This is a genomic window from Streptomyces sp. NBC_00328, from assembly GCF_036139655.1.
In the GTDB taxonomy this organism is placed as follows: Bacteria; Actinomycetota; Actinomycetes; order Streptomycetales; family Streptomycetaceae; genus Streptomyces.
Genome location: NZ_CP108013.1, coordinates 6437994 through 6454177 on the forward strand (window position 1 = coordinate 6437994; position 16184 = coordinate 6454177).

Below are 16184 nucleotides of genomic sequence, written 5' to 3' on the forward strand. Positions count from 1 at the left end.
GACGGGCCGCCGGTTTTTCACCGGCGGCCCGTCGTTCCCGGCTGTCGCCGGGACCTGCCCCGTGACCCCGCGATCCCGCGGCCAGGACAGGTCTCCGGCTCTCCTAGTGGCTCGCGTCCGCCGTGGCCGGCGGGAGCTCCGTCTCGACGCCTGCGTCGCCCGCGTCGGCCGTGTAGTCCCCGGGCGAGGTCTCGTCCACGCCCTCCGGGGCCTTGAGCGCCCTGAGGGCGAAGGTCAGGACGATGGCCACGGCCACGTTCAGGACGAACGCCGTCAGGCCGATGTAGCCGATCTCCCCGATCCCGGGGATCTCCTTCGAGCTGCCGCCGAAGTGCTTCTGGGTCGGGGAGGCCACTCCGTAGGCGGCGATCGTGCCGTAGAGCATGCCGACCGCCCAGCCGCCCAGCAGCGCCCAGCGGTGGAACCAGCGGGTGAACAGGCCGCCGACCAGGGAGGGGAAGGTCTGCAGGATCCAGATGCCGCCCAGCAGCTGGAAGTTGATCGCGACGGTCTTGTCCATGGTCAGGACGAAGACCAGCGCGCCCACCTTCACCAGGAGCGAGACCAGCTTGGAGACCCGGGTCTCCTGCCGAGGGGTCGCGGCCGGGTTGATGAAGTCCTTGTAGATGTTGCGGGTGAAGAGATTCGCGGCCGCGATCGACATGATGGCCGCCGGGACGAGCGCGCCGATCCCGATGGCGGCGAAGGCGACGCCGGCGAACCAGTCGGGGAACATGTTCTCGAAGAGCTGGGGGATGGCGAGCTGGCCGTTGGTGACCTTGACGCCGGCCGCGATCGCCATGAACCCGAGCAGGGCGAGCAGGCCCAGCATCAGCGAGTACAGCGGCAGGATCGTCGTGTTGCGGCGGATCACCTCCCGGCTGCGGCCGGACAGCGTCGCCGTGACCGAGTGCGGATACATGAACAGCGCCAGCGCCGAGCCGAGCGCGAGGGTGGCGTACGTCCACTGGCCCGCCTGGGCGGGGACGAGCCCCCCGGCGCCCGCGGCCGTGTACTTGTCGCTCGCCGCCTTGAAGATCTCGTCGAAGCCGCCCAGTTTGATCGGGATGTAGATGACGGCCACCGCGATCACGATGTAGATCAGGGCGTCCTTCACGAACGCGATCAGAGCGGGGGCCCGCAGACCCGAGGAGTAGGTGTACGCGGCCAGCACCCCGAAGGCGATGAGGAGCGGCAGGTCCTTGACGAACCAGTTGGCGCCGTCGCCGCCGCCCACGCCCATCACGTCCAGGACGGCCTGGATGCCGACGAGCTGGAGCGCGATGTACGGCATGGTGGCCAGGATGCCGGTGACGGCCACGGCGAGGGACAGGCCCTTGGAGCCGAAGCGGCCGCGCACGAAGTCCGAGGTGGTCACATAGCCGTGCCGGTGGGAGACCGACCACAGGCGGGGCAGGAAGGTGAAGATCAGCGGATAGACCAGGATCGTGTACGGCACGGCGAAGAAGCCGGCCGCGCCCGCCGCGTAGATCGCCGCGGGCACCGCGACGAAGGTGTACGCCGTGTAGAGGTCGCCGCCGAGCAGGAACCAGGTCACCCAGGTGCCGAAGGACCGTCCGCCCAGGCCCCACTCGTCGAGGGTGTGCTCGTCGGCGGCTCTGCGCCAGCGCGCGGCCAGGAAGCCCAGGACCGTGACGGCCAGGAAGAAGAAGACGAAGACGCCGAGGGCGACGCCGTTCACACCGTCCTTCATGCCTCCGCACCTTCCTTCGCCGAGGTGCGGGCCCGCTGGTCACGTCGCCAGAGCTGGTACGCGACCACCGTCAGCAGCGTGGAAAGGGGTACCCACAGCAGTTGGTACCAGTAGAAGAACGGGATGCCGATGAACGCCGGGTCGGTCTTCGTGTAGGAGCCGACCCACAGCATCGCCCCGAAGGGTGCGAGCAGACAGAGGGCGATCACCACACGTACCGGTGTCACCACTGGTGGTTTCACTTCGGGCAGGTCTGACATAGGGCGGCTCCGTCCCCTCATCGATCACCTGGGCAACGCGCAGGCAATCTAGGGGATGGTTCCGCTCTAGGGAACCCCTGCTCGGACGGCGGGTGTGGAGGGTTCGTGTCGGAGCGCACGGCGCCTTCGGCGGGCGCGGAACCCCTGGGGCCGGTACGGCGCCTGACGGTCCGTCCGGGCCCGCCGGGCCGGGCGGCGCAACGCGCGGGTACGGGAGCGTGCGCCCCGTACCCGCGGGTTACGCCATATGGCTCAGTCCTGCGGGCGCTTGAGGCGGGCGACGAACTTGTACCGGTCGCCCCGGTACACCGACCGCACCCATTCCACCGGCTCGCCCTGCCGGTCGATCGAGTGGCGGGAGAGCATCAGCATGGGCAGGCCCACGTCGGTGCCGAGCAGTCCGGCCTCGCGCGGGGTCGCCAGCGAGGTCTCGATGGTCTCCTCGGCCTCGGCGAGATGGACGTCGTACACCTCGGCCAGCGCGGTGTAGAGAGAGGTGTACTTGACCAGCGACCTGCGCAGGGCGGGGAAACGCTTGGCGGAGAGGTGGGTGGTCTCGATGGCCATGGGCTCGCCGCTCGCGAGGCGCAGCCGCTCGATGCGCAGCACCCGGCCCCCGGCGGTGATGTCGAGCAGGCCGGCGAGGGCGTCGTCCGCGGTGATGTAGCCGATGTCCAGCAGCTGCGAGGTCGGTTCGAGGCCCTGGGCCCGCATGTCCTCGGTGTACGAGGTCAGTTGGAGCGCCTGGGAGACCTTCGGCTTGGCGACGAAGGTGCCCTTGCCCTGGATGCGTTCGAGACGCCCCTCGACGACCAGCTCCTGAAGGGCCTGCCGCACCGTGGTGCGCGAGGTGTCGAACTCGGCGGCGAGGGTCCGCTCCGGCGGTACCGGCGTACCGGGCGGCAGCGTCTCCGTCATGTCGAGAAGGTGCTTCTTGAGACGGTAGTACTTGGGCACACGCGCGGTACGGATGGGCGCCCCACCCTCGTTCTCCGCACTGCTGACGTCGGTGCTCATGCTCTGCCTTCCCGGCTCCGGATGCCGAAGCGGCCGCCATGTCGTCGGCCACGCCTCACATCGTGGCACGGCTTGTTGCGCGCGTGTTCCCCGCACGCTCCGTGATCCCCTCTATATACCGTCGGCGTACCTGTTGGTCTAGTCCATCGCGCGCAGACGGTGTCGTCGAACTCGGCGCGGGCGGACCGGGGATGGTTCCTTCGCAGGCCGCGAACGGGTCCGTAATTTGTGCCGCTTGGCTACTTAAAGGTTCTTGCATATGTAGGTCCCATAACGGCCGACTGGACGGGCTTACACACCCTTGACACCCCCCTAGGTCTAGGCCAAGCTCCCGGTACTGGTCTACACCATTGGTCCAGTCCCGGCCCCACGGGCGGTACACGGCGTATGTCACCGCGGGGAGCAGGGGGGTTTGTGGCATCCCTGAGGAGGGTGGCGTGAAGCGCAAGCTGATAGCCGCGATCGGTATCGCGGGCATGATGTTCTCCGTCGCGGCGTGTGGCAACGACGACAAGTCCGGGGGGTCGGACAAGGGCGCGGACGCCAAGGAGCTGACGGTCTGGCTCACGGTCGACGCGCAGAACAACTGGCCCGACCTGGTCAAGCAGGCCGACACGGCGATCGAGGCGAAGCACCCCGGCATCAAGATCAAGCACGAGTACTACGGCTGGCCGGACAAGAACACCAAGCTCGACGCGGTCCTGGCCACCGACAAGGCGCCGGACGTGGTCGAGATGGGCAACACCGAGATGCTCGGCTACATGGTCAAGGGTGCCTTCGCTCCCCTCGACGCCTCGAAGTTCGAGAACTCGGACGCCTGGCTGGACGGCCTCAAGGAGTCCGTGACCTACGACGGCAAGACCTACGGCGTGCCGTACTACGCCGGTGGCCGCGTCGGCAACTGGCGCAAGGACGTCGCCGCCTCGGCCGGCGTGAAGTCCACGCCGAAGACGTACGCGGAGCTCACCTCCGACCTGGACAAGATCCAGAAGAAGCAGGGCGCCAAGTTCAGCGCCTGGTACCAGCCCACCCGCGACTGGTACGCGGCCATGTCCTTCGTCTACGACGCCGGCGGCTCCATCGCGAAGGAGGAGGGCGGCACGTGGAAGGCCAACCTCTCCTCGCCCGAGTCGGTCAAGGGCCTCAACGAGTTCAAGACCGTCGTCGACAAGTACATGCACGGCGACAAGACCAAGGACGAGTCCGACCGTTACATCGTCTACGGCCAGGGCAAGTCCGGCATGATCTTCGGTGCCGCCTGGGAGGGCGCGACCGCCGAGGACCCCAAGAGCGACAAGACCGGCAAGCTCAAGGGCAACCTCGAGAACTTCGTGATGCCCGGCCCGTCCGGCAAGAACCTCCCGGTCTTCCTGGGCGGCTCCGACCTCGCCGTCCCGGTGAAGTCGAAGGCGCAGACCGTCGCCGCCGAGTGGATCAACGCGTTCACCGGCGCCAAGGGCCAGAAGTACCTGATGGGCAAGGGCAACCTGCCCAACAACAAGACCGACCTGGTCAGCCTGCAGAGCGACCCGGCGACGGCCGTTCCGGCCACCGCGGCCCAGTCCAGCTGGTTCGTCCCGATGGCGCCGGGCTGGGGTCAGGTCGAGAAGGCCCAGGTCCTGCAGACCATGCTGCAGAACATCGGCACCGGCAAGAAGTCGGTCGCGGACGCCGCGAAGGAAGCGGACGCCGCGATCGACAAGGTCATCAACACCAAGTGACCTGAGAGCAGGGCCCCGTCGGTCCTCCGTCACGGAGGGACGGGGCCCTGCCTCCCGTACGGCCCGGCCAGGGTCCCACCCCCTGACGCCCGGCCGTGCGGGCCTTCGCTTTCGTACGACCTGAGGGACCGCTGAGGAGCGCGCGATGAGTGCCGCAGACACGACCACCCCTGCCAAGGTGCCGCCGCCGCGGCAGGCACCACCACCGGCCGTCGCGAAGGCGCCACGCGCCAGGCGGACCTCGGGTGCGGCGGCGGCCCCCTGGGCCCTGCTCGCCCCGTGCCTGCTGATCCTCGCGCTCGTCCTCGGCTATCCGCTGGTGCGCCTGGTCACGCTCTCCTTCCAGAAGTTCGGGCAGTCCCAGCTCTGGGGCTTCCAGCCGGCCGAGTCGGTCGGCTTCGACAACTTCAAGGGCGTGCTCTCGGACAGCGAGTTCTGGGCGGTGGTCGTCCGGACCGTCCTGTTCGCCGGCGGGGCCGTCGTCTTCACCATGGTCATCGGCATGCTGATCGCGCTGCTCCTCCAGCGGGTGTCCGGCTGGGTGAAGACGCTGATCAACATCGTGCTGGTGGCGAGCTGGGGCATGCCCATCATCGTGGCCACCACCGTCTTCAAGTGGCTCTTCGACTCCGACTACGGCATCTTCAACGCGCTCCTCAGCAAGCTGCCCGGCGTCGACATGGTCGGCCACAACTGGTTCGCCAGCGGGACGCAGGGCCTGAGCGTGATCATGCTCCTGGTCGTCTGGGGCGCGGTGCCCTTCGTCGTCATCACGCTCAGCGCCGGACTCACCCAGGTCCCCGCCGAGCTGGAGGAGGCCGCACGGCTCGACGGCGCGGGTGCCTGGGGCGTCTTCCGCCATGTCACGCTGCCGATCCTCAAGCCGATCATCGTCATGCTGACGACCCTCTCCGTCATCTGGGACATGGGCGTCTTCCCGCAGGTCTTCGTCATGCGGGGCGGCCACCCGGAGGCGGAGTTCCAGTTGCTCACCACGTACTCGTACGACCGCGCCTTCGTCGTCAACGACTACGCGCAGGGATCGGCGATCGCGGTGCTGACCGTGCTGCTGCTCCTGGGCGTGGTCGCCGTGTACATGCGTCAGATGCTGCAGATCGGAGAGGTCGAATGAGTGCCGTCGCCACGTCCGGGCGTAGGTCCGCCGCGGGGCGGAAGCCCTCCGGGCCGCGCAAGTCCAAGCTCGGCTGGAACGTCCTCGGCCTGCTCGTCTTCCTCACCGCGGGCTTCCCCGTCTACTGGATGCTCAACACGGCGATCAAGCCCGCCAAGGACGCCATCGACTCCGATCCGAGCCTGTTCCCCACCGGGTTCACGCTCGACAACTTCCGCCGCGCGCTGGACATCGCCGACTTCTGGGGCCCGGTGGGCCGCAGCCTCATCGTCTCCGTCTCGGTGGTCGTGATCGGCATCGTGGTCGGGATGCTGGCCGCGCTGGCCATCTCCCGCTTCGCCTTCCGCGGCCGCAAGATCGTGATCGTCGGCATCCTCGCGGTCCAGATGGTTCCGCTGGTCGCCATGATCATCCCGGTCTTCCTGCTGCTGAACGACCTGCACCAGTACGACAAGCTCTCCGGTCTGATCCTCACGTACCTGACCTTCATCCTCCCCTTCACGGTGTGGACGCTGCGCGGCTTCATCGTCAACATCCCGAAGGAACTGGAGGAGGCGGCGATGGTCGACGGATGCAGCCGCACGGGCGCCTTCATCCGCGTGGTCTTCCCGCTGCTGGCCCCCGGCATGGTCGCGACGTCCGTCTACGCTTTCATCCAGGCCTGGAACGAATACCTCTACGCCCTCATGCTGCTGAGCCAGCAGAACCAGACCGCCACGGTCTGGCTCGGCAACTTCACCACCAAGCACGGCACCGAGTACGCCCCGATGATGGCCGGATCCACCATGATGGCCGTGCCGATCGTCGTTCTGTTCCTCCTCGTCCAGCGCAAGATGGCCGCGGGTCTGACCGCGGGCGCCGTGAAGGGATAACGCCTCCCGATGACGACATTCGCCAGTGGTACAGACACCCTGACGCGCGACGCCCTCACCGTGCTCCAGCCCGGTTTCACCGGGACCACGGCTCCGGACTGGCTGCTGCGCCGTCTCGGTGAAGGCCTCGCCTCCGTCGGCCTGTTCGGCCGCAACATTTCCTCACCAGAGCAACTGGCCGCCCTGACAGCCCAGTTGCGCGTCGAACGTGACGACGTCCTGGTCGCCATCGACGAGGAGGGCGGTGACGTCACCCGCCTGGAGGTGCGCACCGGCTCGTCCTTCCCGGGCAACCACGCGCTGGGCGCCGTCGACGACGTGGCGCTCACCGAGGAGGTCGCCCTCGAACTCGGCCGCAGACTGGCCGCGTGCGGGGTGAACCTCAACTGGGCGCCGTCCGCCGACGTGAACTCCAACCCGGCCAACCCGGTCATCGGCGTACGGTCCTTCGGCGCCGACACCGGCCTGGTGGCCCGGCACACGGCCGCCTACGTCAGGGGCCTCCAGGCCGCGGGCGTGGCCGCCTGCACCAAGCACTTCCCGGGTCACGGGGACACCGCGGTGGACTCCCACCACGCCCTGCCGCGCATCGACGCGGACCTGTCGGTCCTCCAGTCCCGCGAACTCGTCCCCTTCCGGGCCGCCATCGCCGCGGGCAGCCGTGCCGTGATGAGCGCGCACATCCTCGTCCCGGCGCTGGACCCGGACCGCCCGGCCACCCTCTCCCGCCGGATCCTGACGGGCCTGCTGCGCGAGGAGCTCGGCTACGAGGGCCTCATCGTCACCGACGGCATGGAGATGCAGGCCATCGCGGCGACGTACGGCATCGAGCGGGGCAGTGTGCTGGCCATCGCGGCCGGTGCGGACGCCATCTGCGTCGGCGGCGGGCTGGCGGACGACGACACCGTGCGCCGGCTGCGCGACGCCCTGGTCTCCGCCGTCCGGTCCGGCGAGCTCTCCGAGGAACGCCTCGCGGACGCGGCGAACCGGGTGCGGGCACTGGCCGAGTGGACGGCCGAGGCCGCCGCCCGGAAGGCCTCCCCGGCCGCCTCCGGCCCGGCGGCCGGCTCTCCCACGAATGGCTTGAACAGCTCGAACGGATCGAACAGCTCAGACGGTACGGGTGGTGCGAGCAGTGCGGGTGGCGTGAACGGTACCGGTGGTGCGGATGTCACCGGTCGTGCGAACGGTACAGCGGGTACAGGCGGTACGGGCGGCCCGGACGGAACCGGCGAGTCGGACGGAGCGGGCGGCGGTACGGCCCGGACCGCCGATGTGGGCCTGGTCGCCGCGCGGCGCGCGCTGACCGTGACCCGCTCCGCGTCGTACACCCCGCTCACCGAGCCTCCCTACGTCGCCGCGCTCACCCCGGTCGCGAACATCGCCGTCGGCGACGAGACCCCCTGGGGCGTGGCGGCGGAACTGGCCCGGCTGCTTCCCGGCACCGAGACCGGCAGCTTCACCGGTGAGGACGCGGGCTCCTCGGCGCTCGCGGCCGCCGCCGGGCGGCCCCTCGTCGCGGTGGTCCGCGACGAACACCGTCACCCCTGGATGACGGCGGCCCTCGACACCCTGCTCGCCTCCCGCCCCGACACCGTCGTGGTCGAGATGGGCGTCCCCCAGTCGGCTCCCCGGGGCGCCCTGCACATCGCCACCCACGGCGCGGCACGGGTGTGCGGCCTGGCGGCGGCGGAGGTCATCGCGGGCCCGTAGCGCCCCGGACCCAGGGCCCGGCCTCCGGGCTTCGGCCCTGGGCTTGGCCTTCGGGCTTCGGCCCTGGGCTTGGCCTTCGGCCCTGGGCCCGGCCTCCGGGCTTCGGCCCCGGGCCTGGCCTCGGTTTCGCCCCGGGCTTCCGGGCCCTGGCCCGGGGCCACCACGCACCGGTGCCGGGCACTCCCTCGGGAGTGCCCGGCACCGTTCTGTCTCCGCGGCGCGACCCGCCGGCCCGCCTCTAGATGCCCTGCCAGTCCGGCTTGGCGGCGAACGTCTGGCGGAAGTAGTCCCCGAGCTTCAGCTTGGACGCGGCGGCGTCGTCGACGACCACCGTCGCGTGCGGGTGCAGCTGAAGCGCCGACGCGGGGCAGACCGCCGCGACGGGCCCTTCGACCGTCGCCGCCACGGCGTCCGCCTTGCCCTCGCCGGTCGCGAGCAGCACCAGATGCCGTGCCTCCAGGATCGTGCCGATGCCCTGGGTGATGACGTGGTGCGGCACCTGCCCGATGTCGCCGTCGAAGAACCGGGCGTTGTCCACCCGGGTCTGCTCGGTCAGCGTCTTGATGCGGGTCCGGGAGGCGAGCGAGGAGCACGGTTCGTTGAACCCGATGTGCCCGTCCGTCCCGATGCCCAGCAGCTGGAGGTCGACCCCGCCGGCCGCCGCCAGCGCCCTGTCGTACGCCTCGCACGCGGCCTGGACGTCCGCCGCCGTGCCGTCGGGCCCCATGAACGCGTCCATGCCGATGCCCAGCGGCTCCAGCACCTCGCGCCGCAGCACGGAGCGGTAGGACTCGGGGTGCTCGGCCGGCAGCCCCACGTATTCGTCGAGCTGGGCGATGCGCGCACCCGAGGTGTCCACGGCACCGGAACCCACTCGGGCCGCCAGCGCCGCGTAGATGGGCAGCGGCGTCGAGCCGGTGGCCACGCCGAGGAGCGCGTCGGGCTTGCGCCTGAGCAGTTCCGCCATGGCCTCGGCGATCAGCTCGCCGCCCGCCTTGGCGTCCGGGACGATGACAACTTCCACGCTGGGCCTGCCGATCTGGAGAGGGGACTCAGGAACGCATCCGAATCCGAAGGGGGACACATGTGGTATAGACCAATCTAGCAGAGCGTCACCCTTTCGTCGCCCCGTCGCGGGGCGCGTCGCGGGGTGAACCGCCGTCCCTGCGGGGATGTACCCCGGCCCGCTCCGCCCGTCCTGCGACTCCGCCCCTGCGGTGACGCCTCCCGTTCGCGAGCCGAAGCGGGATAGTCTGACGGGCGCTCCTGATGTTGGATGGGCTGGCGACGGTGAACACGACCGGAGCGCAAGGGCCGCGGCCGCATGGACGCGGAACCATGGTCTAGTCCACAATGCTTTGAGAAACTGAACAAGCCTCCGTCTTCCCCGCACAGGAAGACGGACCGAGGAACCGGCGCTCTCTGCCCTGACTGCACCGGCTCCTCTCTTCGGCCGACCGGGACCGCACACCCCACGGCCGTTGTTGCTCCGGGCTGCGGTGCCGGGAGGGTCGAGGGTCCCTCTCAGGCGCCGCGGCCCGCGGGTGTTCTCCGGGGCCGCACGGCGCTCCCGGGGCCCGGGGAAGGCGGCCGATTTCGGGACCTGTCGGATCCTCCGGGTACGCTCGCACACGTGCCCTCCATGAACGACCTCGTACGCCAGCACACAGCCCTCGACGACTCCGATCTCGAGTGGCTTCATCTGCTGGTCTCGGAGTGGCAGCTGCTCTCCGACCTCTCCTTCGCCGACCTCGTGCTGTGGGTCCCCACGCGCGACGGCACCCGCTACGTCTCGGTCGCCCAGATGCGCCCCAACACCGGGCCCACCTCGTACCAGGACGACATGGTGGGCCACCTGGTCCCGCGCGGCCGCCGCCCCCTGCTGGACGCCGCGCTCGACGAGGGCCGGATCGTTCGCGAGGGCGATCCCGAGTGGCGCGAGGAGGTTCCGGTCCGGGTCGAGTCCATTCCCGTACGACGTGAGGGCCGGGTCCTCGGAGTCATCGCGCGCAACACCAACCTGCTCACCGTGCGCACCCCGAGCCGCCTCGAACTGACGTATCTCCAGAGCGCCTCCGACCTCGCGCAGATGATCGCGGCGGGCACCTTCCCGTTCCCCGACCAGCAGGTCGACATGGACGCCTCGCCCAGGGTCGGCGACGGACTGATCCGCCTCGACGCGGACGGCATCGTCCAGTACGCCTCACCGAACGCGCTCTCGGCGTACCACCGCATCGGCCTGGCCTCCGACCTGGTGGGCCACAACCTCGGCTCCACGACCGCCGAACTCGCCCCCTCCCGGGGTCCGGTGGACGAGGCGCTGTCGAAGGTGGCCAGCGGCTGGGCGCCCCGCGAGTTCGAGATCGAGAGCGCCGACGGGGTGATCCAGCTCCGGGCGATCCCGCTCAAGCCCAAGGGCACCCGGGTCGGTTCCCTGGTCCTGCTCCGCGATGTCACCGAACTGCGTCGCCGCGAGCGCGAACTGATCACCAAGGACGCCACCATCCGGGAGATCCACCACCGGGTGAAGAACAACCTCCAGACGGTGGCGGCCCTGCTGCGGCTCCAGGCCCGTCGCATCGAGTCGGACCGGGGCCGGGAAGCCCTGGAGGAAGCCGTGCGCCGGGTCGGCTCGATCGCGATCGTGCACGAGACGCTCTCCCAGAACCTGGACGAGCGCGTGGAGTTCGACGAGATCGCCGACCGGGTGCTCGCCATGGTCGCCGAGATCTCGCCGGGCAAGGTCACCGGCCGGCGCACCGGACGCTTCGGCATCCTGGACGCCGAGGTCGCGACCCCGCTCTCCATGGTCCTGACCGAGATCCTGCAGAACGCGCTGGAGCACGGCTTCCGCGAGGGCGACCGGGGCACCGTCGAGGTCTCCGCGGTGCGCGGCGGCACCTCCAAGGACGCCCGGCTGCTGGTCACCGTCCAGGACGACGGGGTCGGACTGCCCGAGGGCTTCGACCCGCACCGCTCGGGCAACCTCGGCCTGCAGATCGTACGGACGCTGGTGGAGGGCGAGTTGGGCGGCACCTTCGACATGGTGGCCGCTCCGGAGCGCGGCACCCAGGTGCTCCTGGACATCCCGGTGGTCGTACCCAAGTAGCAGGCCCGGACGAACAACCGGACGAATGCCCGCACAAGTGACCGATGGACAGGGGCATTTGATGCTCATGGATGCCCGTCACTCACTGTGACCGGTGCTGGACTCCGGGAATGCCGGGTACCGGACGCGAACAGCAATGAGCCCCGGACCACCAGGTGGTCCGGGGCTGAAAGCTCGTTGCATCAAGCGCATCGGGGTACTGCGCGCTGCGGCTCGGGGGCGGGAGTTGCGTACGCGTTGTACGCGCCGCCAAGCTCAGGCTCGTGCGGGGTGGAACGTCAGGCGGTGGCCTGACGAGCTCGGTTGCGGGCGGCACGGCGCTTCATTGCGCGGCGCTCGTCCTCGCTGAGGCCACCCCAGACGCCGGAGTCCTGGCCGGACTCGAGCGCCCACTGCAGGCACTGCTCCATGACGGGGCAGCGGCGGCAGACGGCCTTGGCTTCCTCGATCTGCAGCAGCGCAGGACCGGTGTTGCCGATGGGGAAGAAGAGCTCGGGGTCTTCCTCGCGGCAAACGGCGTTGTGACGCCAGTCCATGGCTGCTACCTCTCCTTGGTATTACATGCACGTTGCTTGTGAATGTGAACGCTTTCACGAATCCCTCAACAAGTGAAGGGCCGACAGCCAGACGGACTGGTGTGGTCCTGTGATTTGAGGAGGGGTTCCGGTGCTCTGGGGGCCGGTGGTGCGGGCCGTCCCGAGCGCCACGTAGAGACTCGCAAACCTCAGCGGCGGATACAACCCCTTCCGGAAAGTTTTTTTTGATTCCTCGGTGTCGGCTGAGTCACAGCCGTACTTCCATGGGGTGGACCGTGGTCTAAACGTTCGAGTGAAAGGAGTTTGGCCCCTTCCGCTCACACAATCACACGCAGTGCACGGCGTACGCCTGTGAACGTCACGCTCGTACGCAGTCCCAGATGGTCGCCGTCCATCTGAAGGGGGAGTGGAACCTTCGAATGCAAGGTGAAGTCCGCCAGGTCATGCAGAGTGACGGCGTGCTTGCCGTGGGGTCCACGCTCGGGGGACGAAGTGAGCAACTGGGTGGCATACCGGGCGACCGCGGGCGTCGACATGCGGCTGAGTGCCAGTACGTCGAGTCCGGTATCGAACGAGGCCTTAGGTGCCGCGTACACCGGACGATTGCCGAGAAACGTCCACGGCGAGGTGTTGCAGATGATGGACAGGACCAGATCGGTGACCGGGTCGGCGCCGGGGCGCTCCAGAGTGATCGTTCCGTGCCGGCGGTGAGGATCGTCCAGAAACTGACGCAGCACTTGGCGGAGATAGAGCGCATGTGTGGAGCGCCGGCCGAGCTCGCGCTGCTGTTCGACCCGGCCCACCACCCCGGCGTCGAAGCCGAGGCCGGCGCAGAAGGTGAACCAGCGGGAGGGGACGGACTCGTCCTCGGTGCCGGGCGTGCCCGCGGCCAGCCCGAGGCCGACCGTGCGCTCGCGCTCCTCGCGCAGCGCGTCCAGCAGGGCGCCCGTCGCCTCCACGGCGTCGTTCGGCAGGCCCAGGGCGCGGGCGAAGACGTTGGTGGAGCCGCCGGGGACCACGGCGAGGCCGGGGAGGCGGGAGTCGGGGCCCCGGTGCAGCAGACCGTTCACGACCTCGTTGACCGTGCCGTCCCCGCCGAGGGCCACGACCATGTCTATGTCGTCGCTGTCCGCGGCCTGCCTGCCGAGGTCCCGGGCGTGCCCGCGGTACTCGGTCGTGACCACTTCCAGTTTCATCTCACTGGCCAACGCGTGGATCAAGACGTCACGCGTACGCGCACTGGTGGTGGTTGCCGCCGGATTGACCACAAGAAGTGCACGCATGCGATGCAGCGTACCTACTGGGTGGTACTCGTCCCAGACCGAGGTAGGGATCCAGTAAGAGTCCGCAGGTGCGGCAGGGGTGCGAAACCCGATCGCCGCACCGCCCGTGACGGTGCGGTTCCCGGCCCCCGGGGCATTCGGGCGTCCGGGGCCGACGGCTACTCTTCGGGGGTGAGCCGTGAGCAGAATCCCACCCCCGACGCCCCCCGATCCGACCCCCGCCCCGGACGGCTGACCGCCGCCGCGGCGCTGGCCGCGCTGGAGGGGACCGCCCTCGTGGCGGGCGGCGTCTGCGTCCTCGTCCTCGGTCTCACCGGCGATCCCGACAGCCGGCGGCAGGCCGTCACCGGCGGTGTCACGCTGATCGCGCTCGCGCTGCTGCCGCTGCTCGCCGCGCGCGGACTGCTGCTGCGCCGCGCCTGGAGCCGGGGCCCGGCCCTCGTCACCCAGATCCTGGCACTGCCCGTCGCCTACACCCTGCTCCAGGCCGACAGCGTCGCGATCCCCGCCGGTATCGCCCTCGCCGTCGTCGCCGTGGTGGCCCTGGTGCTGCTGGTGAACCCGGCGACGACACGGGCCCTCGGAATCCGAGGGCCCGGCGGCGACGCGCACGACGAGACGTAGCGGGGCTCACTCCTCGACGAGGAGCTTCTCCCGAAGCTGGGCCAGTGTGCGGGCCAGCAGCCGCGAGACGTGCATCTGCGAGATGCCGACCTCCTGCGCGATCTGCGACTGCGTCATGTTGCCGAAGAAGCGAAGGAGCAGGATCCGCTTCTCCCGCGGGGGCAGGTCCTCCAGCAGCGGCTTGAGCGACTCGCGGTACTCGACGCCCTCCAGCGCCTCGTCCTCGGCGCCCAGGGTGTCCGCGACCGCCGGGGACTCGTCGTCCGTGTCGGGGACGTCCAGGGACAGCGTGGAGTACGCGTTGGCGGACTCCAGGCCCTCCAGGACCTCCTCCTCCGAGATGGCGAGCTTCTCGGCCAGCTCGTGCACCGTCGGGGAGCGCCCGTGCAGCTGGGAGAGCTCCGCGGTCGCCGTGGTCAGCGCGAGGCGCAGCTCCTGAAGACGGCGCGGGACGCGCACCGCCCAGCCCTTGTCGCGGAAGTGCCGCTTGATCTCGCCGACCACCGTCGGGGTCGCGTACGTCGAGAACTCGACACCGCGCTCCGGGTCGAACCGGTCGACCGACTTGATCAGCCCGATCGTCGCGACCTGGGTCAGGTCGTCCAGCGGCTCACCGCGGTTGCGGAAGCGGCGGGCCAGGTGCTCGACGAGCGGCAGATGCATGCGGACGAGCTGGTTGCGCAGCTCCGCGTACTCGGCGCTGCCGTCCTGGAGTTTGCGCAGCTCGATGAACATCGCCCGCGCCCCGCTGCGGTCGCGGGGGTCGTGCTGGATGTGCTGGGCGCTCGGCCCGTGCTGGACCTGCGGGACATCGGGCCCTTGCCGGGCGTCCTGCACACCCTGCGCGCTCTGCGCGCTCTGCGCGCTCTGCTCAGGCTCTCGCTCGTGCTGCGCGCCCTGCACGTTCTGTTCCGCGTTTCGCTCGTGCTCGCTCATAGTCCCGCCCGTCACCATTTCCCGAGCTCGAGGCTCTTCCCCCGTGTCCTCGGCCGCGCTCGAACCGGGGGGACCTCCCCGGCCGGGGAAGGCTCCCGGCTGCGCCGCTGCTGCCGAGGAGACGCCGATCTCCGGATGCGGCCGGGCCTGCTCGGGGATGCCGTCGACGCCGTCCGCCGTGTGCCGCGGCCCGTCCGGACCGTCGGCGCGCCCCGCGGGAGGCTCCCGTGTGCCGCGCTCTTCGTCCCGCACCGGCCCGTCCCCGTTCCTCACGCCGGCCCGGGTCCCGCGCCGCGTTGTTTGTAGAGGCTGATCGAAACGGTCTTGTCCTCGGAGACGGTGGAGTCGACCTTGCCCGCGAGAGCCGACAGGACGGTCCACGCGAAAGTGTCACGTGACGGAGCGTGACCGTCGGTGGTCGGCGCCGAGACCGTGACCTCGAGTGAGTCGTCGATCAGCCGGAAGACACAGCTGAGCACCGAGCCGGGGACGGCCTGCTGCAGCAGGATCGCGCAGGCCTCGTCCACGGCGATGCGCAGATCCTCGATCTCGTCGAGGGTGAAGTCCAAACGGGCCGCCAGCCCGGCCGTGGCCGTGCGCAGTACCGACAGGTAGGCACCCGCGGCCGGCAGCCGGACTTCCACGAAGTCCTTCGTCGCGGGCTCGCCTGCGATCTGGGACACCCTCACCTCCATGGTGGTACAAGCTCATTCGAGCTCTTTCGGGGGCCGAGGGTCGCCCCCCGGGGTAACGCGCTACGTCGTTCAGCGGTGACGCTACCGCGCTCCCGGCTTTCCTGTCCTGGGGACCCCGCCCCTTGCTGTCACTCATAGTAAGCCTATGAGTACGGACAGTGGCTAGAGGTCTGCGGCCCCAAATAGGAAGAGCGCGCGCCGGGTTGACGTACCCAGACGTCAGACGGTCGAACCGTCCGGATCGGGAGTCACGCGCGTACGTGATCCACGGCTCAGACGAGGACGTGGTCCACGAAACACCAACGCCAGTTCTCCCCCTGCTCGAACGTGCGCATGATCGGATGTCCGGTGGTGTTGTGATGCTCCGAGGCGTGCCGCAGCGGTGAGGAGTCGCAACAGGCGAGATGCCCGCACTCCAGACACAGCCGAAGCTGCACCGGGTGGGTACCGGCGGCCGCGCACTCCAGGCAGGTCTCGCTCCCGGGGTCGGGTTCGGGCTGCGGCAGCGCGTCGGCGTGCGTGCACTGTTTCATGATTGCCAGGTTACGTCGGGCGTGCGGGACACCGCGCGG

Annotated in this window: 15 protein-coding genes; 6 read left to right on the plus strand and 9 right to left on the minus strand. The window is 69.6% G+C overall.

Annotation, left to right across the window (positions count from 1 at the left end; translation table 11 throughout):
- Positions 1-103: 103 nt before the first annotated feature.
- From mctP to OG485_RS28370, 3 genes are all read right to left on the minus strand, one after another.
- On the minus strand, positions 104-1714 hold the full coding sequence (gene mctP / locus OG485_RS28360) for a monocarboxylate uptake permease MctP (RefSeq protein WP_328671333.1): 1611 nt from the start codon (positions 1712-1714) through the stop codon (positions 104-106).
- A complete protein-coding gene (locus tag OG485_RS28365; RefSeq protein ID WP_328448405.1) occupies positions 1711-1974 on the minus strand; it encodes a DUF3311 domain-containing protein in 264 nt (87 codons plus the stop codon). The genes mctP and OG485_RS28365 overlap by 4 nt, the downstream gene beginning before the upstream one ends.
- 252 nt (positions 1975-2226) lie before the next feature.
- Positions 2227-2991 (minus strand): GntR family transcriptional regulator, encoded by a 765-nt coding sequence (locus OG485_RS28370; RefSeq protein ID WP_326785595.1) that lies wholly within the window; start codon positions 2989-2991, stop codon positions 2227-2229.
- Between the two features lie 437 nt (positions 2992-3428).
- On the opposite strand from OG485_RS28370, the gene OG485_RS28375 reads away from it, so the two are divergent.
- The 4 genes from OG485_RS28375 to OG485_RS28390 all read left to right on the plus strand — a co-directional run bounded on the left by OG485_RS28375 (position 3429) and on the right by OG485_RS28390 (position 8429).
- Positions 3429-4712 (plus strand): extracellular solute-binding protein, encoded by a 1284-nt coding sequence (locus OG485_RS28375; protein WP_328671334.1) that lies wholly within the window; start codon positions 3429-3431, stop codon positions 4710-4712.
- 145 nt (positions 4713-4857) lie between these two features.
- Entirely contained in the window at positions 4858-5844 is a 987-nt protein-coding gene (locus OG485_RS28380; protein WP_328448400.1) for a carbohydrate ABC transporter permease, read from the plus strand.
- Positions 5841-6716 (plus strand): carbohydrate ABC transporter permease, encoded by an 876-nt coding sequence (locus OG485_RS28385; protein WP_328671335.1) that lies wholly within the window; start codon positions 5841-5843, stop codon positions 6714-6716. Before OG485_RS28380 ends, OG485_RS28385 begins: the two co-directional genes overlap by 4 nt.
- Before the next feature lie 9 nt (positions 6717-6725).
- The gene (locus OG485_RS28390; RefSeq protein WP_328671336.1) at positions 6726-8429 is read left to right on the plus strand and encodes a glycoside hydrolase family 3 protein; all 1704 of its coding nucleotides are present in this window, start codon (positions 6726-6728) and stop codon (positions 8427-8429) included.
- 238 nt (positions 8430-8667) lie between these two features.
- On the opposite strand, the gene nagB is transcribed toward OG485_RS28390, so the two are convergent.
- Entirely contained in the window at positions 8668-9453 is a 786-nt protein-coding gene (gene nagB, locus OG485_RS28395) for a glucosamine-6-phosphate deaminase (RefSeq protein ID WP_328671337.1), read from the minus strand.
- 618 nt (positions 9454-10071) lie between these two features.
- Here nagB and OG485_RS28400 point away from each other — a divergent pair.
- Positions 10072-11538 carry a PAS domain-containing sensor histidine kinase gene (locus tag OG485_RS28400; protein WP_326790802.1) on the plus strand — a complete coding sequence of 489 codons (1467 nt, stop codon included), beginning with the start codon at positions 10072-10074 and terminating at the stop codon, positions 11536-11538.
- A gap of 278 nt (positions 11539-11816) precedes the next feature.
- Here the strand turns inward: OG485_RS28400 and OG485_RS28405 are convergent, their stop codons facing one another.
- Positions 11817-12074 carry a WhiB family transcriptional regulator gene (locus OG485_RS28405; RefSeq protein ID WP_006380970.1) on the minus strand — a complete coding sequence of 86 codons (258 nt, stop codon included), beginning with the start codon at positions 12072-12074 and terminating at the stop codon, positions 11817-11819.
- 317 nt (positions 12075-12391) lie between these two features.
- Positions 12392-13357: a diacylglycerol/lipid kinase family protein gene (locus OG485_RS28410; RefSeq protein ID WP_328448392.1), complete on the minus strand. Its 966-nt coding sequence runs from the start codon at positions 13355-13357 to the stop codon at positions 12392-12394.
- A 171-nt stretch (positions 13358-13528) separates the two neighbouring features.
- Here OG485_RS28410 and OG485_RS28415 point away from each other — a divergent pair, with 171 nt between their 5' ends.
- Complete coding sequence (locus OG485_RS28415) at positions 13529-13981, plus strand: hypothetical protein (protein ID WP_328671342.1); 453 nt, start codon at positions 13529-13531, stop codon at positions 13979-13981.
- Positions 13982-13987: 6 nt separating this feature from the next.
- Here the strand turns inward: OG485_RS28415 and OG485_RS28420 are convergent, their stop codons facing one another.
- The 3 genes from OG485_RS28420 to OG485_RS28430 form a co-directional block, all read right to left on the minus strand.
- Entirely contained in the window at positions 13988-15190 is a 1203-nt protein-coding gene (locus tag OG485_RS28420) for an RNA polymerase sigma factor SigF (RefSeq protein WP_328671343.1), read from the minus strand.
- Positions 15187-15600: an anti-sigma regulatory factor gene (locus tag OG485_RS28425; RefSeq protein ID WP_328448386.1), complete on the minus strand. Its 414-nt coding sequence runs from the start codon at positions 15598-15600 to the stop codon at positions 15187-15189. Before OG485_RS28425 ends, OG485_RS28420 begins: the two co-directional genes overlap by 4 nt.
- Positions 15601-15884: 284 nt before the next feature.
- Positions 15885-16145, minus strand: coding sequence for a UBP-type zinc finger domain-containing protein (locus tag OG485_RS28430; RefSeq protein WP_328671344.1), 261 nt, complete (start codon positions 16143-16145; stop codon positions 15885-15887).
- Positions 16146-16184: the final 39 nt, after the last annotated feature.